This window comes from Roseivirga sp., from assembly GCF_049099775.1.
GTDB lineage: Bacteria > Bacteroidota > Bacteroidia > Cytophagales > Cyclobacteriaceae > Roseivirga.
Map to the genome: position 1 here is coordinate 457,519 of NZ_JAGDZM010000007.1, position 23,554 is coordinate 481,072.

Here is a 23,554-nt window from a genome sequence, read left to right on the forward strand (position 1 = left end):
ATATAATTTTTATTCAACTATCCACACTCAAGAATGAGTCATGGAGAAGTTAAAAGACTTTAGAATTAAGCTTGAATTGTCAACAATCGATATCTCCATATGATACATTTAATCCAGAAAGCCTGTTTAAGGCTTCAGGGGACTGTTTTTATTTAGAAGGATCAAGGACGAACAAAGCTAGTTACCAACCATGAACTGCTACAGAGGGCGCATGCCTTTACGAATATAAGTGAGCGTACACCTATGACTAGTGCAGATTTAGATTTATACAACTGCCATGATCTTTGATAATGCAACGAGTTTACAGCTTTTAGGTGCCGTACCAGCGCTTCTCAATTTGGAGAAATTGGATTTTGTAAACTTGATTCACCCCACATCCTTTGTTACTACTTCAGTGACTTTGGCACAAGGCAATCAAATAGAGGTATTGTCTATCATTGCCTTTAGAAACACTTGTGGAGTAGTCAGACTAAAACATACCCAAATATGGTTGCTAATAGAAATAATGAATTTAATTATTGAACAAATCAGTTTTACAGATTAACGCCCTTTTTATTGAGTCTGATTCGTAAAAGATGTCTTTCAGGGTCTTGGAATGAGTTTCGTCCGTGAAGCATTGTCTTATTATTAATAAAAATAAGATCTCTATCCTCTAGGTAGAACCTTTTGATATTAGCCGATTCTAGAATGATTTTTTTGAGTACCTGATAAGCCTCTATTTGTTCTGCAGTACAGAAATCAGGATTTTCAGCAATAGCTTTTTCAAAAGTATCAACGCGGAACCTTATTTCGTTTTCTCGTAGAATCGGACCCCAATTATACTCCCTTTCCTCAGACTCATTCTTTTTGAATACATTGGGCACAACAAATGGGTAATCTTCCTCTCTAAGTAATTTTTCATATTTTTCAACTGACGGATCAGACCGTAGTTCATTGAGTATATCCGGAAGGCTAAGAAGGTAAGAAACACCACCACCGCAATTCGCTTTTTTCAAGGTGAGAAGTCCAAAATAGTCTTCGGGATAAAAACTATACTGGCTGTCTGTGTGAAGCTCTGCTTCATGGCTATGTTCAGAGTAAGTTTTGATGAAACTCTTCGAATTTGCATTTGACTTAATATCCCAAATAATGGAATTAAGACTATCATGAGCCACAGGATCGCCTATTGCATCACATAATTCTCTGAAACGTACTTTTAGAGCATCTAAATCTGTAATATCTTTGTCAAAATTTTTGATAATGACATACCCTGTTTCGTCCAAGTGCATTTTCACTAATGCACCCAATTCAGAGATAGGCGAAATTTGTTCGATGTAATTAAGCATTTGCTTATGATCTATTGTATTGTCTATCACGATTTTTTCCTTAATTCAATTATAAATAACCAGATATGAAGCCAAACGGAATGCGAACTATTTTTTGCATGAATGTTTAACTCTTTCCAGGCTGAGAAGTCAAACTCAAACTTTTTTAATCCAACCTTTATCTTTTTTAGGTAGATATGGCAGAGGTTGTCCAATAGAAATTCTGATTCCCAATTTTTTCTTTTAAAGTAAACTAATATCGATTTACGCGTTTCGATTATCATCTTAAATTTTTCCTTTAATTCAAGAGAAGAATAAATACCTTGATCATGAACTCTGCGATATATGGGCTTCAATTCTCTGACAAAATATCCGTTCCCGTAGTGAGATAATTTGGATCTTAAAAGAATATCTCCATGAGGAATTTGAAATATTTCGTCATGAAATATATCCTCAATAATATTTCTAAAAACTAATGAAGCAGTTGGAATAGTTAAGCTCATGATACGAGCTTTGGGAACAATACCAGATACATTGAGCTTAACCATAGATGAAGATAATACTTCTTGATTCGTATCGTCGAACCGAACTCCATCACTGAAGCAGAAAGTGCATGAGGAATTGTTTTCTAATATTTCTACCTTTTTTTGAAGTGTACTTTTGTCAGTCCAAAAGTCATCGGCTTCTATGATAGAAATATATTTTGTTTTGATAAGGAGGTAAGAATAAATAACGCTGAACAGGCCAGAGGGCCTTTCTGCTATTTTGATATTATTGGCACGGTCGTTTAGGAGAAGCCTTACTTTTTCAGGGTATCTTTCTGCGTATTCCTTACAAATATCTCTCGTTTCATCGCTAGATGCATCTTCCAGAATTAAAACTTGAAAGTTGAAATTAGTTTGTTGACAAAGTATACTGTCAAGACACTCGCGGATAAAGTGTGCATGGTTATATGCTGTAAGCCTAACCGTAAGCAAGCATTCATCCTCTTTAACCTGATTAGGGTATTCTATTACAGGTACCTTCTGGTATTTGGAAAGAAATTGGTCGCGTGTCAAAGGTTTGAAAGTTGTTTATGAGAGTAATGTTGGAAAGATAACAGGATCGCTATAGTCAGGGTTTCCTACACCATCTTTTCGGCATAGTTTATCATAGCCTATCTCAATCAGCTCACCATTTGCCTTATAAGCTTTTTGATATCGATTGGCATGGTCTTGGAAATGCACAGCTAGAGCCATTCGGTCTACCTTGCTTATGTTTGGTCTACTGGCATGAATGGTATTACAATTATGAAAACTAACTTGCCCTTTTTTTAAGAGCATTGGAACTTCCTTATAATCTGAGACTACCTCTTTCAAATGTGATTCTAACTGATTGAGTTCCTGTTTATTGAATGAGTAAAAACGCTTTAAGTCTGTATTATCTTTCCATTGTTGGCTTTTATCAATGTGAAATAACGGTCCCATGTCCAAAGTACAATCCTGCATAGGAATCCACGCTGTTAACAACTGGTCTGATGAGCATGTAGGCCAGTATGCTTTATCCGTATGCCAGCCTACCGTGTTATTTTGAGCCTCTGGCGAAGGTTTTTTAGTAACTAATGAGTCTGCAAAAAGTCTAATGCTTTCTGAACCACTTAAAATAGCTGCCGTGGCTAAAATTAAAGGGTGAAACCCCAAGTTAGCTAACCCCTTTTTTTGAAGTGTTACAAATTCATTATTATAAATGGATGCTCCCTTATCATTACTAGTATTGGCAATTCTGTCACCATTCATTAAGGTATGATCAAGAATGCCTGCATAAAACTCATCGGCCGCTACTCTCGCTAAATCAATTGTGTCCTCATCAATAATGACAGGTGTGATATACCACCCATGCTCTTGATAAAATGTGATATCTTCATTACCTGGAAGAAGGTCTTTATACTCTTCGAGTAACTTTGATAAATCTATTTTGTCCATCTCGGGTAATTCAAATATATTTTAGGTATGGGAAGGTTTTATCGAATTCTTCAGTAAGTACAAAAGTACAGGCTTTTCGGTGATCTTTCTTATTGGTAACTGGATAGGAGGAGGTTCGGAAATCTCCAAATCCAAAATATCGCTTATTAAAAAACATAAGAGTGCCAGTGAGGTAATCATAAAATTCATCACCTGCGATGCTACCTTTAACCCGATCAGTTGTAATCCATTCTTGAATCACCATATTGTCGACCATTTTCTGCTCAAACATATTATTCCAATCATCTTTAGAGGTAACTACTCCGGCATAGACGGATTGACTTTTGCCAAGTGTAGCATGCTTAAGTACCCATCTGTCTTTATTATTACGACAATTTTCCCACATTGGCGCGTGTTGTTGCGAGGCATAAGTTGGAATCAAGAAAGGGGTGAAAAAATCATTCTCATCCTTATTAAGCACTGCTCTGCGAAAGTCTTCATTATAAAGAACGGAAAAAAAACGTTTGTCGTGAATGAGAAAAACCGTTCTAAGGTCATTTATCATATTTGAAGCGAGTAGACTTTTGATTGTTTCTTGAGATAGTGTAAGAATTTCATCAAGGGCTAACTCACTGATAATGAAGCTATTAAAAAAAAGAGCTGCTTTAGAATCAATTTCTGAAAGGTCTAATACAACAACTGATAACCCCATCTTCTCAAAAACAGGAATAAACAGTTTAGATTCATTGCGCCTGTCGGCTCCTTGAAGTACGATAATGCGTTCGGAACTTCCGATAAGCTCTTCTAGATATTCGAAAATGGAAGAATAAACGTCATTCAGTCTAACCTGGTGTTCCTGTTTTTGGTTAAGGTCATTTGCTATGCTTTGCATAATTGCTGGCAGGAACACTCCATTTAATGCAAAGCGACAGGTTATTTCGAGTAACCTTACTTGGTCATTTTGGTCATAGACAAAATCTGTTCGATAAGTACCAACTTGATACTTATAAGGTTTTGATAGTTCCAAGATCCTCTTAACCTCTGGACTTACAGGCATCAAGTGCTCATATCGATCATAATTAATCACGAAATGTGTAATTAGTCGATGCATTATCTGCTGTACCTTTTTTAGCTCTTCATTATGGGACTTGCCTACAACAACGGGCTCATCAAATACCCATTGTTTGTAATAGGCTTTCTTATCCGTTACGAGTGCTTCTATAGCATCTACAAGTGATGGAGTTTTCAAATCAATCTATAGTTTTTAATCAATTCACCGGTTTTTATCAGCCCGTTATGAAACAGCACATCTAAGACTGACAAATTTGGTATAAATTCTTCGCCAACTTGATCGTATTTAATTTCATCGGTCTTAATGAAAGATAGATTAATTCCATACTGTTCGAAGTAGCTTTTGTCGTACAACTCCATCCCGCCAATGGCGTTGACATAGTGTGTCGAATTCTCAGATTCACAAATTCTAATAATACGCTTGTTTTTAATCTCTTCTGGTCTTTCGCTGTAGTCAATTAATAATTCTTGCTCAATCTGAAGGTATGATTCATTTTGGAAAGATATTTCAGTAGTTATCCCCACCCATTCAGCAATATTACTTATTGCATTAGTATTAAACTTATGAAGCGAATTGGTTTCAAAACGGATAACCTTTTCTAATCTTGGGAAAATTTCATCGAAGAATCGGGATCTTTTATAATTATAGTATACTTCCCTTAATATTTTTTTTCTCCAGTCCTCAACATCTTGCAGTTCAATGTCTCTGATTTTCGTTCCAAGGGAAAATTTTCTTATAGGTGCACGGAAATAGAAGACTTCTTTCTTCGATATATCAAATAGGCGATTGCGATTCATCCAGCTTGCTTTTCGGTAGCTGACCAAATCGTATAGTATAAATTTATCCACAGCGGCAATCATTTGAAAGTATCCGATATACGGAAAAAAATATGGTTGCATTATGGCTACCTTCATTGAAACATTATTAGTCATGCAATCAGAGTTTCTTTCTAAGGTTTTGAATGAACGGCTTTGTTAAAATTATAAAATCTCCTAGGCCTGGGTTTTTGAGCCACTTGCTGAATAGATAATAAATAGGTGAGGTTACCACAACTACGATTAGAATCGAAATAATTGGGTAACTACTGTCTAGAGAGTTTACTGCATAATGACCCGATAGACCTGCTATAGTAATGCAAACTATTGTGAATAGTAAGTCTTTTATTTGTGCAAAAGTGGCATAGTTGATCATACTTTTACTGTGCCAACTATTTATAAAGAATGAAACGATATTCATAGCTACGGTGGCCCAAAGTAAGGCCTTAATTCCAGCCAAAAAGCCTACTAATAATGTAATAATCGTTAAGGACTTTCTAACAAGGGCCAATTTTAGTGTAATATCAGTACGCTCATAAATTTTAAATATGTTTAGATTAAGGTTTTGAATGGGGTAAAACATGGAAGAAAAACAAAGGATCTGAAAATACTCAACAGATACAAACCATTTGTCAGTCAAAAGAATTTGAAATAAAGGTTTGGCCATTATGGCTAGCATAATGAAAATGGGAGCTACAAAAAAGAACATTGCTCTTATCATCTGCCGATACAGAAGGTTTACTTTTTGTCTGTCTTCCTTAATTTTAGACAGTAATGGGAAAGTCGGTTTAGTAATTGTAGTAACCAAAAGTGTGCGAGGTAACTTAACAAACTTGGTTGCCCGGTCATAATAGCCTAATACGCCAAGTGAAAACATTTTACCAATGAAAAGTGCGTGAATCTCATTAAAAAGAGAGTTAATAATGGAGGTTAACATCAATTTATAACCGTAGTTGAAGTGATATTTGAATTTCTGCAGGTTGAATATTAACTGAGGTTTCCATTCAGATTTGATCCACAATAGGGTAGCACTTACTACACGCGTTACTAGTTCCTTTACCACTAAACTCCAATAGCTCATACCAGAATAGGCGCAATAAATACCTACCAAAGAACCTATGACTACTCCAGGAAAGCGCAAGGTAGTAAGCTTCTTAAATGCTAACTCCTTCATGAGGACTTTGACTTGAATAATGGATATTGACGAGATGATAATTCCGAGTGACAGGACTCTTAATACCAATGTAATTCGTTCGTCTTCGTAAAAATCCGCTACTAATGGGGCAATAAAGTAAAGGATTGGGTAAAGGATTAAGCTGACACCAAAATTTGCTATTAATATTGTAGAATAGTCAACATGATCTGCTTTTTGATCTTGTATAAGAGAGACCCCTAGCCCCCCTTCCACCATCGCTCTGCTTACTGCGAGGAATACCATAATGATACCAACTAATCCGAAATCTTCAGGAATCAGAAGCCTTGTAAGGATAATAGTAGTAACAAAGGCAAAACCCTGTGCTAAGATGCTCTCTAAAAAAGCCCATTTTACTCCCTCAATGCCTTTTTTTTTCAGAGACATAAACCATCGTAATATGAAAGGAACTTTATGAAATTATGGGTTCTCATTTTGTTGTTTAAGCTCTTGTCAATCATTAAGGAGTATTTTACAAATCATCTTTTGCTGAGTATATTCAAGGTCATGGTAAAGAGGTAGGCATAATATACGGGAAGATATATCGCTAGCAACAGGAGTGCTTTGTTCTTTAACATAAGAGAGTGTATTTAAAGGGGGGTAAAAATACCTTCTTGCCATAATACCTTGTTCTTCGAGACTATACTTGGCCCTTTCGCATAGCTCTTCAGATTCAAAGATAATGGGGTAATAAGACCTATTGGGTTCACAATCAACACTAACAGTTGGCCTATTTACGTTTAACTCCAATAACAACTCATCATAGATCTCGCATTGTTCAATTCGTTTCTTTGATAGGCTAGAAAAATGATGGAGTACACATAGCCCCATAGCAGCATGAAATTCTGAGTTTTTGCCGTTTACACCTAGTCCTTGGAAGTGCTCATAGCCATCATGCCCAAAATTTCTTAGATAAGAAATCTTATCATCCATTTGTAGATCCTTTGAAAAGATCAAGCCTCCTTCTACGCTGTGCATCAGTTTTGTAGCGTGAAGACTACAAATGCTTAAATCTCCAAAGTTAAATATGCTTTCTCCTTTATATAGTGTACCAAAGCAATGAGCGGCATCATATATCACTGGAATGTTATGCTGCCTGCTGATTTGATCTATGCGGTCAATATCACATGCGTTTCCAAAGCAATGCGTCGCAACAATACCCACCACATTGTCATCCATTAATGCCTCTATTGATTTTGGACATATGTTAAGTGTGTCGCTGTCGATATCGGCAAATACAGGTTCACAGCCTTCCCAAACAATACTGCTGGTAGTGGCTACATAAGAAAATGGAGTAGTAATTATTTTTCCTTTTAGTCCCAATGCTTTAATAGCAATCTGTAGAGCCAGTGTACCATTAGATACTAGTTTGGGCTTTGTAGTTTTTAAATTTCTGCCAATTGAAGACTCCAATTCCTTAACCATTGGGCCATTGTTGGTAACCCACTTGTTGTCCCATATCTGGTCTAAGTACTTTTGGTATTCTGCCCTTTCAGGAAAAAATGGTTTTGTCACAAGTATCATTGGTCCTTTGCATGTTCTTTATGAAATGAAGGTTTCGCATATTCAAAACCTAACTCTTTGAGCATAAAAAATAAAAAACGCTCGTATACACTAACGTAGTCCAGTGAGAATTCAGACCAACGGTATTTGTCTATAGATGCTCTGTTGTTGTTTTTGTTGATGGGTTGAACTTCCCTTGCTCTTTTCATGGCTTGATCAGAGATGTCCTTAGTTTCTAGATATTGAAAGAGCTGATTTGATAGTTTCCTCTGATCTAGAAAGTTAACATTTCCCAGATGCTCTTTATAATGACCTTTGTAAAAGAAATCCTCGCTCAAATTCTGAAGTACTTGATATGGCTCTTTGAAAAACATAAGTATAAAATGAAGTGTTTGCCCCCCGATCTGTAGTTCTGATAAAATGGGATGTTTTCTTTTAATATGACCTAATTGTATCCGTACAAAGTCGTCAATTGTTATTTTACTTAGATCCTGAATCTGGAGCTCCTTTAGAATTGTTTCATCAGGCCTTCTCTTAAGCCAGTAACGGTATTCATAAGTAGAGACAAACTTATCATAAGGATCTCTCACAATACTTAGTACGTCCTTTTCTTTGTGTCGATCAGGTATTTGAGCGTAGGTGCCATGTTGATTTTTAGGCCGTTTAGGAAATTCAAGATTAGGATGCTTTAATTCTAAATATTCAGGTTTTAATAGTCCTAGTTTTAGTAGTGCCTTATAAGTGAAATTCCCTTTGTATTTATACACTTCCTTTATAATCGCCCTAGCGTATGTACTCCCTGTTTTAGGGTTATTCAGTAATATGAAGTCTTTACAGATAATCATTGCTATGGTGCTTTAATTTCTAATGTTTTGTTTTCCCAGGGGATTTCCGTTTTTAGATGACTAAGGTTGAGAAAAGCTTTTAGTTTTTTTGAAGCATCGGGATCACTAAGGTTGATAACCAGAAGTTTTTCTGGAGCTTGGCGAAAATACTCAATAACTTGTTTATTGTGAGACTCATACCCAGCGATCATGATCTCTTTATTGTAAAGGTCGTTTTCAGGTGTTTCATTTATGCATTTAAAAGCTTCCCATGCATAACCAGGGTATCTATATGTTGCTTTTTGTAAATCTTCCTTGCTGGGTATATGACCGTTTCCCCAGAGTTTAGAGTGAAAATTTATTAATGATGCATACCATTTTTGAGGATTGTCTCTTATTGTAAGAATAAATTTACTGTCTGGAAAAGCCTCGTCTAAAATTCTGTAAGTAGGACTTAAGCTAAAAGGTACATCCTGAAAGAACTGTCCATTCTTTGTAACATATTCAATTAGGTTCGCATATTGACCTTTGTGCCAGTCGAAAATAAATTGCTCGGCTTCTTTCTGTGAACCAACAACAAATCCAGCTTGTTTAAAGAAGTGTTTAAGGCTGGAAGTACCTGTTTTGTTTTTGCCTATACAAAATATTTTTTGTGCCTTAGCAAAACGCCATCGAACATATTGTTGTTTGACTTTTCGTCTGGCCCTTTTTACTAAATTCATTGAATGGCCCATGTTAATTTTTTTCCAATAAGGTCAGGCACTGTTTCGTTATGGGTAAGATGAAAATCATGCAGCAGCCGTAACGAGTTGTCATGCTAATATTTGTCGTAAGGTTTTGTGTTTTACCTGTCATAGAAACAATCAATTTCATTATGTCTCTTCACTTTAAGTAAACCCAGTTGTTTTAATGTTGTAACAAGTGAAGTTGCATTACACTTTAGCGTACTTTTTTTGGTATATGAAGGCTTGGTTTCTAAAAATATTTCCGTGACTGTTTTTATTCCTCTTGCGATAAGTTTTAATAAGAGCCCTATTAAATTTCATTTACTTCTAGCACCTCTTAATAGGATGTTCCTGATAATTTTGAAAAAATATTTTATATCGGTCTTAATCGGAGATTTAAGATAAGCATCGGTATATTCAACCTCCGACTTATGAAACTCTTCAGGTGTCTTAGGTAAATCGGCATAATATGGTGGTAGAAGCCCTGGCTTTACCTTAACTCTTTTTTTCTGCAGATATTTAGGATAGCTATAGAACTTATGTTCACTAAGTGGTCTGACACCTATTAATTTGATTTGACCCCTTAATAAGTTAACGATCATAGGCAATTCATCAACCCAATATTTTCGCATAATTTTCCCCCAGCCGGTTATTCGGAAATCATTAATAATCTTATCACCATCTAATGTTCCGTTTTTAACAAAAACATATTCTTGAATATGTTCTGAATAAGGGCGCATTGTTCTAAATTTCAATACGTTCACTCTTTTTTCAAGGTAGCCAACACGGTGTAGATTAATAAGTAGGCCATTACTCTTATTGCGTTTTGCAGCTTGTCGTTGTCCCTTTATCGCTAGCACGTATGTCTCTTTATCGGATGAAGCAAAGTCGATTAACTCAAAACCCGAAGCAATAACTCTACCCAAAACCTCAGGAATTGATAACACTTGGTTTTTACCATTCGACAACCTGAAATAGAAGTTTTTAGTCAACGCCAAACGTGAGAAAATACGATGTGCCAGAAAATCAAAAGTATAATAATAAAGTTTACCGAGCTTAAAAGGGATTGTTTTTAGTAGCCTTTTCCTTCTTTTATTTTGTGGCTCGAATCGGATTAGTAGATGATTTTGGGACTTAAGTACACTATGCATACTGTCAAAATGGCTATCAATGTCTAGAACGTCATTGAGCTTATAGTCACAGTATAATCCGTTGTATATTTTTAGGGTTTCCTTGCTTAAAGGGCTATTGGGAGTTTGCCTCTCAAAAAAGCGAATATCACTATAATCCTTTTGGAAAAATGAGTAGTCGTTTTTCGCTGCTTTAAATTCAATAAATTCACTTTTCTTTAAAAAATTTAAAGCAATGGATTCCACAAGACGGCCTTTTAAAGTTTTGGTTCTTGAAGATATATTAATTTGAATTCTTGAAAAATATTCTATTCCCTTTTCATAATATCTATTTCTTCTAAAAGGAGGGTTGTAACGTCAATCTTTGAAGCTAGCATTGCTTGATGTGCTTTCTGGAAGCTAGCTTTGGTTAGATCGATAAGGATTTCCAATGCTTTCTTCAATGATGCTTGTTGGTCCTGTTGACTTTCTGTAAAATTAAAAACCATTCCTTGTGTCTCAAGCTCATCAGTATATCCTCGTCCTACATCATCGAGATAGATAGCAGGTGTGCCTAGCATAGCAGCTTCTGAAGCCATAGTAGCACTTTCACCAAAAAAAAGCTCTGAATAGTACAGTGCGTCATGCATCCAGTCCGGAGATATTCTAAAGCGGTAAGGTTCTAGGTCTGGAGGTAGAGGAGCTTCAGAGGAAATAAACACTCTTGTCTGTTTAGAGAGCTCCTTTACAATCTTGCGCTTCATTTCTAATGAGATTCCTGAATGGCCTAGATCATGGTTAGCATCCCATGACACAAATCGAAGAATGGTGTATTTTTCGTTTTCTTTGACTTTTAAAAGGTCTTTGACTTTTGTTCTAGGTGTAAAATGTTTTGGATGTAAATAGAGTAGTTCCATATATCCATCAAATAGTTTTTGCTTCGAGCTGATTTTGCCATTGTAGGACTTAGGACTTAGAACTAAGTTAGTAAATGGTCTATACAACAGTCTACCCAGCTTTGCATGTTCAGTATCGTCAAAAGCAATATGGGGTTTGCCCATAATAGTCGATACTTGAGCGGCATAAGGGGATGAAAAGCTAAGAAATATATCGGGCTTAAATTTGCGTGCCGTTTGCAAGAGAATACGGTTGCCTTTCGGTAGATACATTAGTTTCCCTAACATACTGTTGCTTCCGGTTCCTCTGGAAACATACGGGATTTTGTATAAGTCAAGTAGCTCATGACTCATTTCTTTTTTTCTGGCAGTAACTTTTACTTGATTCCCCTTTGCTTCGAAAATTCTAATGAAGTTTCTGAAGTAATGAACATGGGCGGGATGCCCTATATCTATCAGTGCTTTCATTGTTCTTTGTTCATGGCTATCATAAGCTTTACTTGTGCCAATAGCATCCAGCATTGGTTCCACCTGAAGTAATTGGTTTTATTAGTAAACCAAGGGTACTTCTGATAATAAAAATGCCCAGCCGGTGCTTTCATATTAGCTAGAGTCCATTTAAAAATAGTATTGGCAAAAGGTAGATAGCCTTTGTTTAAATTCATGAATCTAGACATAGTGATTATGCCCTGACTTTGATTATGAATGTCAATAGGCCATACTTTTGGGAATCGCCAATAACAGAATCCAGTTTTGTCAAATTGTTTTTCGGCGTAGTAACGTACCCCTTTTTTAATCGATTCTGAGTATGTCGGGTTTTCGAGTTTGTAGATGTCGATTAAAATATCAATAGAATCAACTACATAACCCTGATGAAAATCAATTTGCTTTTTTGGCGCGCCTGTAACCGGGGAATGGCTATAGTACCATGATCCATCACTATTCTGGGTAGACAAAGTATAAGCCAGTACTTCTTTCACTTCTTTCAAGTACTTCCTTTGGTTAGAAAGGAAGTCATCATAAGCGAAAAGTTCTGCAGCAAGAAGGTTGGCGTTCACGACAAGGTCACGTTGAACAGGAGTATATGAATAGCATCGTTCTCCTTCCTTAATTGTGCAGTGAATATCGTTTTTTACAAACTCACACGCCGATTTAATTAACTCTTTTACTCTTGGTTCCGCAGTTACTTTGTAATAAGCTATAAGTCCCCTAGCAATAAATGCTGTAACTACTACACTTGGCTTATAAGCATGGAACATAGAGCCGTCACTTCTTGGCCAATCGTAATTGTAGCCCCAGCATTTGCCGCTGTATCCTTTGCTGTAGTTTTCATAAAGCCATTCAAATATTTCTTCTGATGCTTTCAGAAGCCCATCTACCTGAGGCAAATCATGTTGTATTATCAAGGAATAGCTATGCAATAAGAGTCCCATTCCTTTGGGATTGACACCTTTCTTTACACCAAGTATTTTTCTGAGGTTAATTGGAGACCTTTTGACGACTTGGTTAGTTAAAAATGAGATTCGATGTCCAAATTTTTCGAAAGGAATGACTGAGTTATGCGAATCATATAGAGAGTAACCGTGATAGCGCTGTTGAATACAATAATCCTGTAAGTTCAACAGGTTTTTGCTGCTGCTGTTTTCAATCGGTTCTTCGTTCGGTTCCATGATTTTGATAAATATGTTCTTTGATTTAGCTACTAGTAAAAACCGACAGTCTATTCAGAAAATTCTATACTCCTGACGATTTGTTTTACCATATTGTCCAATGTGGCTTTTTGCTTCACAACCTCTAGGCTTAACTGTCCCATTTTTAGTAAATCGGTTTTGTTTAATTTTAGAAAGGACATTATCCTTTTTTCTAATTCTTCTTGTGAATAGTCAAAATTCAAAATGAAACCGTTTTCATTTTCTTGTACAAGGTCATATGCTGTGCCATCTCCAGGAGTTGTGATCACCGGGAGACTATATGCCATCGCTTCATTAATAGCAAGACCGCCGGTTCCTGGTAATATGAATACATCAGCCGATTGAAAGAATGCAGCAAGATCATCGGCATATTTGGGTCCATGAAATTCCACCATTTCTGAAACACCTTCTTCGGTAGCCAATTCTTTGAGTTCTGCAATGATTTCACCATTTCCCACGATATCAAACTTGAATTGAAAACCTTGGGAAGCTAATTTCCCAAATGCTTTAATGGCAGTATCGAGCCGTTTGTTAGCAAAGATGACTCCTACGAAGAGAAAACGAAGTTTATTCCCATCATTGGATGTTTTATTTGACTTTAGCTCTTTATAAATTTGTTCTACATTGATAGTGTTCTGAGCTACGAAAATGCGCTCTTTGGGGTATCCTTGTAATTGTAACTGTTCTTTAAAGCGGGTGCCATAGGTGAGGTATGCAGATGAGTTTTTTATAAACAGATGTTTGAATAAACTCTTCATTTTTCGCTGTAGCGTGCTTAGGTCTGTTCTTCTGTCACCTGAACCAGACCCCCACAAAACGTAAGGGATTTTCCTCAACTGAAGCGATAGTAATAAGATGTTGTGATTAATTTTGCCAGCATGATACAGAATTACAACCTTGTCTGCTTTTATCTTCAGAATACTCCGGATCAAACCCGTTTGCCATTGGATTTCAAATTTGGACACAGTAACACCTGATGTCTTGTTCTTTATCAACTCAAATGGAGTGTTTTCTATCTCTTTTACACTTTTCTTACCAGCATTTGTACCTGAGACCACTGTCAGTTTTATATCTTTATTATTCAGTTCTTTAGAAAGAAGAGTGAGCAAGTCTATGCGGTAGTGAGGGAGAACGGGCAGTACGACTACTATGTTTTTCAATGGCCTGATGGTTCGGTTTTGGCAAATTTAAACTTTCCTTTTATGATAGATAACATTGAAAGGAAAAGTGAGAATAATCAGGAGGGTTTTCTCTAATTTTTTTAAGCGAAATAACACTTTGTCTTGCCCTATCCGGCTATCTAAGATAGGTAGGTCGAGCATCGCAGGGTTAAATCGTAGTTCAAGAAATTCACAGAGTTGTTGAATTACATTTTGCCGATCTTTTTTAAATAATTCATAAGGAATGAATATAGAATTTTTAGGTTTTAACAAATTACCCCAAAGCACGGTGAAATTGAACATAATGGCGGTGTATACGAGCATAATGAATCTCCCGGTAGGTTTTTCAAGTCGATGTTTATTGAATTGAGAAAAGGCTACGTCTGCTGGATTTCTGCACAGAAAGATAAACTTCTCTTTAGGGTACCAATTCTTTAAAATAGGAAAGAAACTGATATGCATCGGGAATTTAGCACCAGCTTGTATCTTTTCATTGTTCAATTTGTCATGTTCCAAAAGCAGATCAACGAGCTGTGAGTAACTCAGCTTTTTAAAATCTTTTTGAGCAAGAAATTTTTTAAAGCCATCAGGCTTAAAATCATCAGATTTCCAGTACGATGCATTTGATAGTTGGCCTAACTCATTCGCCAAAGCACCCAGATCTAATTTATTACTATTAAAAGCTTTTAGCTTGGCTTTAATACAACCGGGTCCTTTACGTTTGTGAAGGTGCAACTCTCTGGTAATATTGAAATGTGTATGCACATTGAGTAGATGCATATAGGCCTTGGAGGCAGTTCTAGAAGATCCTACTATGAAAAGCACAAGGGAAGTATTTTAAGCGTCAACATATTTAAAAATTATTTAGAGTCTGAGTACATTCCAAAGAAGGACAATGCCTAAAGAGGCTATTTGAAATCCTATAGCCGCTTCCCTTAATAACCTGGATTCGTTCCATTTTTTTTCAAAGACATAATACATTCCATAAAATGCTATAATATAAAATAATGGGAAGTGAGGAAATGAATAACGCAGTTTAAATGTACTATCAATCATAGTGAGCGCAAGAATTTCGATACAACAAAATGCGGCAAGGGCAATCATGGAATAGTGTTTTTCTTTGAACATAAATACCAATCCATATAAGAAATAAATAGAGATAACTACCTTCAAAATGAGTGAAGGAGCATAAACAGAAACATCGGCTTGCAGTTTATCGGTTTTTGGGATTATTGTAGGAAAAGGACCAAAAACACCTGCTGCGAAAACAATTGGAAAGTTGATTTTTGAGGAAGTCTCTGTATCTCCTTTGTAAACTGAAGCATTTTCGCGATTGATGAGGCTCGAAACGGGATCGCGATATATATAAAGCGAGCTTCCTAGAATGCCCAATAATGTAATGATGGCCAGAGCCTTCCTAAGATCTACACCCTTTCTAAAGACAAAAGCTATTGCCGTGGCGACCAGAGTGAAAAGCACTAGGGCTATTCGGAAGGTGGCTAAACTTCCACCTGTTAGAACCATAAGTATAAAATAACCCGGTTTTCGGGTATTCATGTATTTTATAAGAAAGTGGAAGTAGGAGACAAGGAGGAGAATCACGACAGGTTCCTTTAAACCGACTATAAGAAACCACAGGTTGAAGGAGGAGATAGAAAATACTAGAGCGGCCAGTAATGCAAATCGCTTACTCATGAAGGGCCTTGCTAATTTGAATATGAGGTATGTAGTTAAAAGATTTATTATTAAGTTAACTAATTTGAGTAATAAGGGAGAATCTATGACTTTATAAACCATACCGACATAAAATACCATTCCCATATCATCCAGCCCATACTTAGTTTCTTTTATCAGTGTTTGAATCCCTTCAATCAAATTGCCTTCTGCTACTTGTCTACCGGCTTCATCATAAAAAGGAGCATCACTGGGTACATATTGGAAAAATAGGTCAGTATGATTGTTGATTGAAACAACGTAAGCGGTTCCTAGGAAAAGATTAAAGAAAAAACAAATGGTCAGAATACTTCTTAGCCTTATGTTACTGTACTTCAGGAGAATTAATATTGTCGCGCTGAAAGCCAATAGGTAGAAAATATTAAGGAAAAATACATCCAGATATTCTGTATAGGTTTCTGCATACTGGACGCCCAGTATAATAAAAATGAGAAGGGTTGATAGGATATAAATGAATATGGTTTTAGTCACTGATCTCTATTTTTCATCGATCTAAAAGTATACCTTCAGAATTCGTGGAATTGCTTCTTATTTTATTATTTTTTTGGAGTAGTTTTTCAAATGAATTCCATTCATGTTGCTTTAGAAATTCCATGTGTTTGAAATCGTATCTCTTGAGTATCAATAGAGTCTCTTTCAAATTGCTAAGGTCTTTTGCTAGTGTGAAGCCAATTTGGTAATGTCTTAGGAGCAATGGAATAATTCCTACATTTAATGAAATACTAGGAACTCCTGTAGTATTGGCAGCGTGAATTGAGAATGGCATGGAAATATCGTCATAACCTGTCCAGTAAAAATCGACATATGGGGCTATGGCATGTAGATCAAGGTCCATCAACGAATTTATGAAAATCACATGAGGGGATTTAAGGAGATAGCGATAAAGCCTAGGATTCTTTTTTTCACTTAAGTTAGAGAGCACTAAAAGTTTTAAAGTAATCCCTTCTTCTGCTGACTTTTCGATCAACTCTGGGACCGACTCAAGATACTTCTTCTTGGGAAGTACGCCCCCTCCACAGTAACCTATGAACTCCGATGAATTCCTTTGCTCTTTTAATAATTTAAGCAAATCTGAAAATCCGATGGATTTAAAACTTAGAGGTTCCGAGAGTGGTTTAGTAACCTTAAGGTTGGATGCATGTATGTCCATTTGGTTGCTGTAATCCCCAAAGCAAACTGCATCAATAGGCACTTTGTACTTTCTGAATAATAAACTGGCATACTTTATAAAAAATGGATCGGTGACAAGTATTTTTTTTGCAGAAGACAGGGCCAGGTGTCTTCTCCAGCGAATGAACTTTGAGTGATTGACTTCAGATTCCTGATCTATATTGTGGCATAACCACCATAGCTCAATACCTCTCATTTTTAAATAACTCAAATACACAAGGTCTGTTACAACCAGCATAAAGCTTTTCCAGTAAGAGGGATAGTCGTTTAGGTATCTTTGGACAACGATTACACTTTTGCTTTTTAACCTCCATGATTGCGCTATCACTTTGAAACCAAAAAGGAGGCGGGCCCCATTAATCCAGTGTATATCCGAGTTTGGAGCATTTTTCGCCCACTGTCGCGCTTTAAAATCGTTTCCTCTGATTAGGTATTTCATTTATTTGATCACCACCTACTCGTTATGTACAGCTTCAGCTCTTTCAGAAAGACCAGCATCAGTCCTACAAATAGCCCCAGAAACAAAGCTACTATTATACTCTTAAAGTGGTTTGGGCCTATCTTTGATTTTGGAACAATGGATGGCTGAATAACACTGAATACTGGAGTATTCTCCTGTACTTCAATTTTCTTTGCCTCCAGTTGACTGGATAGTTGGTTGTAAATGCTAAAAGCAAGGTTGTATTGATCTTGTAAAACCTGCAGTTGTGAAAAGCCTTTTGAATTTGATATTATTCTATTGGCATCCTGATATTCTGCAAGCGCATTCTTTGCATTATCAAATTCAATTTTTTTCTGTTCATGTAGGCCTACTAAAAATTCCAGTTGATTTTCAGTCTTCTTAGTTTTGTATTGTCGAATGAGTTTTTCCAGAATTTCCTGAGCATTTTTTGCAAGTTGTGCTGCAGGTACAGGTTCTGGGAGTATTACTTCAAGCGCAATTGCTCCCGTATTTTGATCTATATCTAGTGTTAGAACATTTTTTAATTGTGAAATGGCCTGAGATTCTTCTGTTGATAGTGACAGTACGTCCTGTATAGTAATTTCACTATTTGGATCTGCAATCTTTTTAGTTTTAAAATTTCTTAAAATAGTGGAGGGCAATTTCAGAGTATATTTTTGAATCTTTAATTGCCAGTTATTGTCTTTTAAAACTATTAAGTACTCTTGAAGGTTTGTATTGCCTCCTAAGCGCTTCGAATAAATGTTAGTGTTGAGAAGTTCTCTCTGGAAAGGTAGGGATGACAAAATCTCGGAGTAAGATGCAGGAGAGATATCTCCATCAGAACTATTGTTCGGCAGGTTGATTCCAGCAAGAGATGCCAAGCTTGAATACCGATTTAATTTGTTGTTTCGGGCTCCACTGTCGGAAAGCATTTTGGTTACCGCCTTATATTCTTTCTGAGCGGCCATAGTCCAAACTCCCCCAATTAAAACTATGATTGCAATACTCAGATAAATTATTTTTCTGTTAAGCCAAACCGTTTTAATTAGATTGGTCAACTCAAGCATATTGTTTTCTTCCTTGCTCATTGTGATTTGTTAACCTTGATATTCTATTTTATTAATTGTTCAATCTGTCAACTAATAAAACTAAAGTAAGAACAGAACCTATAGAGGATACTGTAGTTGCTAGATTCAAAGGAGTTCGTTGCGGCTTTTTGGCAATAACAATCGTGCTGCCAGGTAAAACCTTGGGGTATGATTTGAAAAATAAAAATCTTCTAACCCTCGACCGTTCTCCATTGGGATACTGAACATAACTTTTACCTCTAAATGCAGTACTAACATATCCGCCAGTTTCACTTACATAATCTTTGAACCTCTTACCTTTTTTATGTTTTAATAGTAAGTTGGAAACAACTTCCCCTGTCACACGGACTGTCTCAAGCTGTGCTGGAATTGAGATAACATCACCTGTCCTTAAAAATAAATCAGCGTCACCCCCAGGACTTTCTAAAATCTCCTCTAAATCCAATGCTACTGGTTCGTAATCTGGTAGATCATTTAACCTACCACTGGAATCACCCAAAAATGGATTGTTGGACAAAAGCGCCCTTCGCCTTACCTCTGAAGCTAGGCTGGCGTTCACTCCGCTATAGTTTTCTGTACTAATCTTATCTAGCCGGTCAGTCAATGAGTCTCTTACGTTTATTGTTAAGCCGGTACTCTCTAGAATCTTTTGCCTCAACCCTTGTAGCGCTTCTCGGTCAATAATCAAGCCCGTGGCTTGACTCGATAATTCGCTCTTGCGAATTAAGATAGCACCTTTTGCATATGCAGAGGGCATTAGTCCATTCGCTCTTTTGATAATGTCAGATACTCTTTCACTTTCACTAGAAATAACAAAAAGGCCAGGGTTTTTAACCTCACCAGTCACTCGTACTTCATTGTTGGCTCTGAAGCCAGCGTTCTGTCTTACATAAACTCTGTCAAATGCCGATAGAGTGATTTCACTTTTCGTTTGACTATTGGCTAAATCGATCTGCCGAATTTCATTATTGAAGGTGCCATCCTCTTGCTTCTTTAAATGAGAAACTTCTATGATGCTACTGGCGTTTGTGCGCATTCCTCCCGCAAGTAGTATAAGGTCATTCGCTGTTATTTTTTCTAGAAAGGGGTATAATCCTGGGTTGGCTACTTCGCCAACAATTCCCACATAGGCTTCTTCGGTTACACCAAATGTAGATTTGATTTCTACTATATCATCTGATTTTAAAAGAGGGTCGTCAGTTCTTCCATTCAATAAATCTTCCAGATTATAAGAAATAATCTCTTGTTCAAACCGTTTAGTAACCCTGTAAAGAAAAACTTTGTCTCGGTAGGCGTCTCCTCTTAAACCTCCTGCTTCTTGGATTAAGCCTTTTAATGTTAGGCCTTCAGATAGTTCATATGTTCCAGCATTTGAAACAGCACCTTCTATGACTACTCTATTCAGAAATTGGTTATTAAATGCATTGATTCTTACAACGTCAGCATCTTGTAATTTAAAGTTGTTTAATGCTTCAGCAGTTACCGTTATAAGCTTAGTGCCATCTTGCGTGAATCTTGTGACCAAAGCCTTCGTACGATTAGCATTTTGAGTATAACCTCCTGCATAGCTTAAAACATCCTTTAGAGTTTCGTCTTTGGTTATTTCAAAACGTCCGGATCTTCTCACCCTGCCTCTAAGGGTTACCCTCCCTCCATATGGCTTTACCATGATGACATCATTGTGCTGTAAATTGACATCATTGGCTCTGATGCCTTTGGTGAGAAAGTCATAGATATCTATAGTACTATGGAGTTTATTATTTCTTACTAACTGTATTTCTCTGTAAGTACCATTTGAATTCGGGCCTCCAGCTGCATGAAGAGCTGAATAAACAGTAGACAGAGAGTTGAGATTGAAATTCCCTTGTGATACTACTTCACCTATGATAGTGACATTGATTGACCTTATTTGCCCTAGAGTTATTAAGGAGTATACAGTAGCCACTTCATTTTCATTAGGAATAAGACCGTCATAAATTTTATCTAATTGAAGATTGATTATATTTTTTGCTTTATCTATCGTGTATCCATTAAGATATATAGGGCCTAAATTATTAGGTTTGATATAGCCATCAGGACTGATGGTTAGTGTATTACTTAGTTCAGTTTGTCCCCACAATTCAATAATTATTTGATCACCTGGACCAAGTACATAGTCCTGCGGGGTTGGTATATTTAGACTAGGCGCAAAATTTAGGTCAGGATTGTTAAAAACATTTGTCCCAAAGATGTCTGATCGGCTAGTATTGACAGGTCGATTGACAATAGGCAGCGCTGGGTCCGTACTCAATGTACGTGCATTTACTGTTGCTACGGATGTATTTGATCCATTCTGGGGATTGTTCAGTTGAGTAATTCGGCTTTTAAGTAAGGTAATATCCGTTGCACTCAATCCTTTAGATCGCGCATATTCATCTATACTATATCCTTCTTTTTGCGCCTGATTTACGAATATACTAAGCTGCTCGCTTGTTATATTATTGATATCAAGCTTTTGAATAAAGGAGAACGATTGTAATGGTATAAGAAAAAGTACGATTAAGAAAACAAGAAAGTGTTGTCGAAAAATCATTTGGGCAGTTTTGGAATAACAAATATATAATAACACTTCGTTTTGTCGGCGTTATGAGCGCTGTTTCATTTAAAACGTAAGGAAAATCTATTCTAAGAATTCAAATATATTATAAGATTACCCTTGAGTAAATTATTACTAGAATGTTTAAGTCATTTGATCTCCAAATGCAGAGTAACTTGAAATGAGTGTTTTCAAAATTGCCACTGTCGCTTGCTGATTACTCGATCTTCTTCGTCAAGAGCTGGTCTGATTTTTATTTTGGCGTTGGATTAGAGGAACTTGGCTAACATTAAATCTATTGGCAGTAGAGTTTTAAAGGAATAAGTATTTTTTCTTAGCCCATAAGTAGTCACTCTTTCAAGGGGACTTACTGGGTTGGCCATGGCTTCAAAGGAATTCTTATCGAGCTGACTGATTTCAAAAGAGACTCTACTAGTACTGCACTCTTTACTGATATTCTTGTCATGGCTGAAGTTATAAATCGCTAAGATATTGCGCAACAAGTATTTAGTTTTGATTAAGAAACTAGCTCTATAGACAAAGGTTATATCTTTTCTTTCTTGCACTTTTTTGGTGCTTTTGGTATTGAGACAGCAATATTGAAATTAGTTAAATCAGTGAATGCATCAGTATGAAAATTTTCTTCCGCCACTCTTTGGAATCTCAATTTTCTGAGGGTTGATATTTTCTCGTCTGGTAGATTCATTTCTTAAAGAACCTGTTTTGTTTTTAAGATCATAGAAAGGGAGTCATCTTCGCAGCAAAAAGTATTTAGCATATTTCTGAATTCATTCGAAGGATAATTGATTAGGAGAAAGCTATAGACTTGTAGAAAAGCTAAGCTCAATAATATAAATACAACATGTAAGAGCTAAGTTTTTATTAAATCCGCATATAACTTAAAACAATAATTACGACAAACTTCTCTAACCACCTTCTCTTGTTTACTTCTATTTTTTTAGAAAAACAAAAAAACGAGACCCAGACCTAGAATATGTCGTGATACTTTTTAGCAACCAGAGGCCAGTTATAATTCTCCTCGGCCACTTTTTTTAACTTTTCCCCATAGGTGTTAAGGTTGTGAGAAGCCAGATTTTTCAGTTTAGCGTGAAGATCTTCTTTATCTGAAAAGAAGATTCCCTGAGAATGCATAGTAGCGCGGTTAAATGGTACGTCTTTTACTAAAATAGGAATTCCAGATCTCATGGCTTCTACCAAAGATGGGTTAGTACCGCCAGCTGAATGTCCATGCAGGTAAACAGTGCATTTCTTTCTTAGTGCTTCTATTTTAGTTGCATCATAAATAGGTTCTCGCAGATCAATATTCGGTAATGAACTATAAGATGCATGTAACTCTTTACTATAAGAGTTAACCTGCCAGTTACCTATAAAAACAAGATTTAAATCGGTGTTTTCCTTAAAAGTATCCAGAATTAGCTTCACATTATTTTCTGGGACTATACGGCAAAGTGCTAAAGCATAAGCTTTATTTGGAATGAGGCCATTTGTAAAGTGTTTTTCATAACCTTCACTCTTTATTTCAGATCCATAAGTAAGTAGTTGGTAAGTTCTTTTTGGGTAAATATTAGCTATCATATCTCTTAAAGCAGAGTTATCTATTACTATCTCATCTGCAAAGCGAATAGCAATCCCTTCTGAAATTTTTAGAAACCATTTGGCTAAAAACTTCCATTTAGTACGTCTCCATTCTAAACCATCTATATGAACGATCTTTTTCGCCTTGAAAATTTTTAGAAATGGGAGGATGATCATTCCCGTTATGCCAAGAAAGAGTAAAGTATCATTTTTTCTGATAGCATGAATAGCCGACCATATATCATAGAGTATTCCCTGCAACCCATTTGCTGAAAGTGGAATATACTTTAAGCTTGCATTGTTCCGGGTCTTAGGTTGGAGAGAATAAGCTTTGCTACTGCAATAGACTGTAATATCCAAATGAGTCCCGAGGTGAACTGTAAGCTGTTCAGCTAGTGTTTCAAAACCACCGTAATTAGCAGGAATGCCGACTGAACCAATTATGGCTAGGCGCTTGGGCTTTTGAGGAGTCTTCAAGTTGTTCAGTTTGCTACTTTCGATTCGTAAATTATTAGAGTGATTAAGTAAATCCAATCAACCGATTGCGAAGATGAACAAAAAGATCTTCTCTTACATTTAATCTTTTACTAAAAGATGATAGTAATTTAGTCGAGCCATTCACGGGATGTTATTAGGTTCAATGAGATTGTTGATTTGATGATCTTCGGAACTAGTTAAAAGTAAAAAATATAGATTCAAATGTATTGAGTCGGTT

Annotated in this window: 21 protein-coding genes; 1 reads left to right on the forward strand and 20 read right to left on the reverse strand. The window is 36.4% G+C overall.

The features are described from left to right. Positions 1–277 precede the first annotated feature (277 nt). Complete coding sequence (locus tag JXQ92_RS13100; protein WP_421987072.1) at positions 278–544, forward strand: hypothetical protein; 267 nt, start codon at positions 278–280, stop codon at positions 542–544. On the opposite strand, the gene JXQ92_RS13105 is transcribed toward JXQ92_RS13100, so the two are convergent. The 20 genes from JXQ92_RS13105 to JXQ92_RS13200 all read right to left on the reverse strand — a co-directional run bounded on the left by JXQ92_RS13105 (position 534) and on the right by JXQ92_RS13200 (position 23,316). Beyond that, positions 534–1,325, reverse strand: coding sequence for a TauD/TfdA family dioxygenase (locus tag JXQ92_RS13105; RefSeq protein ID WP_421987073.1), 792 nt, complete (start codon positions 1,323–1,325; stop codon positions 534–536). The two genes, JXQ92_RS13100 and JXQ92_RS13105, sit on opposite strands and share 11 nt — an antisense overlap. 26 nt (positions 1,326–1,351) lie before the next feature. Beyond that, entirely contained in the window at positions 1,352–2,362 is a 1,011-nt protein-coding gene (locus JXQ92_RS13110) for a glycosyltransferase (protein WP_421987074.1), read from the reverse strand. 15 nt (positions 2,363–2,377) lie between these two features. Then, positions 2,378–3,265 carry a phytanoyl-CoA dioxygenase family protein gene (locus JXQ92_RS13115; protein ID WP_421987075.1) on the reverse strand — a complete coding sequence of 296 codons (888 nt, stop codon included), beginning with the start codon at positions 3,263–3,265 and terminating at the stop codon, positions 2,378–2,380. Between the two features lie 10 nt (positions 3,266–3,275). After that, positions 3,276–4,493, reverse strand: coding sequence for a hypothetical protein (locus JXQ92_RS13120; protein WP_421987076.1), 1,218 nt, complete (start codon positions 4,491–4,493; stop codon positions 3,276–3,278). Continuing rightward, entirely contained in the window at positions 4,490–5,230 is a 741-nt protein-coding gene (locus JXQ92_RS13125) for a WbqC family protein (RefSeq protein ID WP_421987077.1), read from the reverse strand. The genes JXQ92_RS13120 and JXQ92_RS13125 overlap by 4 nt, the downstream gene beginning before the upstream one ends. Positions 5,231–5,252: 22 nt before the next feature. Further along, positions 5,253–6,710, reverse strand: coding sequence for a lipopolysaccharide biosynthesis protein (locus JXQ92_RS13130; protein ID WP_421987078.1), 1,458 nt, complete (start codon positions 6,708–6,710; stop codon positions 5,253–5,255). A 66-nt stretch (positions 6,711–6,776) separates the two neighbouring features. Further along, positions 6,777–7,847, reverse strand: a complete 1,071-nt coding sequence (locus JXQ92_RS13135) for a DegT/DnrJ/EryC1/StrS family aminotransferase (protein ID WP_421987079.1) — start codon at positions 7,845–7,847, stop codon at positions 6,777–6,779. Next, positions 7,844–8,671 (reverse strand): hypothetical protein, encoded by an 828-nt coding sequence (locus tag JXQ92_RS13140; protein ID WP_421987080.1) that lies wholly within the window; start codon positions 8,669–8,671, stop codon positions 7,844–7,846. The genes JXQ92_RS13135 and JXQ92_RS13140 overlap by 4 nt, the downstream gene beginning before the upstream one ends. A gap of 2 nt (positions 8,672–8,673) precedes the next feature. Then, complete coding sequence (locus tag JXQ92_RS13145) at positions 8,674–9,372, reverse strand: sulfotransferase (RefSeq protein ID WP_421987081.1); 699 nt, start codon at positions 9,370–9,372, stop codon at positions 8,674–8,676. A gap of 320 nt (positions 9,373–9,692) precedes the next feature. Then, positions 9,693–10,751 (reverse strand): sugar transferase, encoded by a 1,059-nt coding sequence (locus tag JXQ92_RS13150; RefSeq protein ID WP_421987082.1) that lies wholly within the window; start codon positions 10,749–10,751, stop codon positions 9,693–9,695. A gap of 62 nt (positions 10,752–10,813) precedes the next feature. After that, positions 10,814–11,848, reverse strand: a complete 1,035-nt coding sequence (locus tag JXQ92_RS13155; protein ID WP_421987083.1) for a DUF354 domain-containing protein — start codon at positions 11,846–11,848, stop codon at positions 10,814–10,816. Further along, positions 11,845–13,050 (reverse strand): hypothetical protein, encoded by a 1,206-nt coding sequence (locus tag JXQ92_RS13160; protein ID WP_421987084.1) that lies wholly within the window; start codon positions 13,048–13,050, stop codon positions 11,845–11,847. Before JXQ92_RS13160 ends, JXQ92_RS13155 begins: the two co-directional genes overlap by 4 nt. A 50-nt stretch (positions 13,051–13,100) precedes the next feature. Beyond that, positions 13,101–14,231, reverse strand: a complete 1,131-nt coding sequence (locus JXQ92_RS13165) for a glycosyltransferase family 4 protein (protein ID WP_421987085.1) — start codon at positions 14,229–14,231, stop codon at positions 13,101–13,103. 27 nt (positions 14,232–14,258) lie between these two features. Further along, positions 14,259–15,056, reverse strand: coding sequence for a sulfotransferase (locus tag JXQ92_RS13170; protein WP_421987086.1), 798 nt, complete (start codon positions 15,054–15,056; stop codon positions 14,259–14,261). A 39-nt stretch (positions 15,057–15,095) separates the two neighbouring features. Continuing rightward, positions 15,096–16,436, reverse strand: a complete 1,341-nt coding sequence (locus JXQ92_RS13175; RefSeq protein ID WP_421987087.1) for a hypothetical protein — start codon at positions 16,434–16,436, stop codon at positions 15,096–15,098. Between the two features lie 13 nt (positions 16,437–16,449). Continuing rightward, positions 16,450–17,574 (reverse strand): hypothetical protein, encoded by a 1,125-nt coding sequence (locus JXQ92_RS13180; protein WP_421987088.1) that lies wholly within the window; start codon positions 17,572–17,574, stop codon positions 16,450–16,452. Positions 17,575–17,582: 8 nt separating this feature from the next. Further along, a complete protein-coding gene (locus JXQ92_RS13185) occupies positions 17,583–18,668 on the reverse strand; it encodes a Wzz/FepE/Etk N-terminal domain-containing protein (protein WP_421987089.1) in 1,086 nt (361 codons plus the stop codon). Between the two features lie 31 nt (positions 18,669–18,699). Continuing rightward, entirely contained in the window at positions 18,700–21,240 is a 2,541-nt protein-coding gene (locus JXQ92_RS13190; protein WP_421987090.1) for an SLBB domain-containing protein, read from the reverse strand. Positions 21,241–21,512: 272 nt separating this feature from the next. Beyond that, on the reverse strand, positions 21,513–21,809 hold the full coding sequence (locus JXQ92_RS13195) for a hypothetical protein (RefSeq protein WP_421987091.1): 297 nt from the start codon (positions 21,807–21,809) through the stop codon (positions 21,513–21,515). 421 nt (positions 21,810–22,230) lie between these two features. After that, complete coding sequence (locus JXQ92_RS13200; RefSeq protein ID WP_421987092.1) at positions 22,231–23,316, reverse strand: DUF1972 domain-containing protein; 1,086 nt, start codon at positions 23,314–23,316, stop codon at positions 22,231–22,233. Positions 23,317–23,554 lie beyond the last annotated feature (238 nt).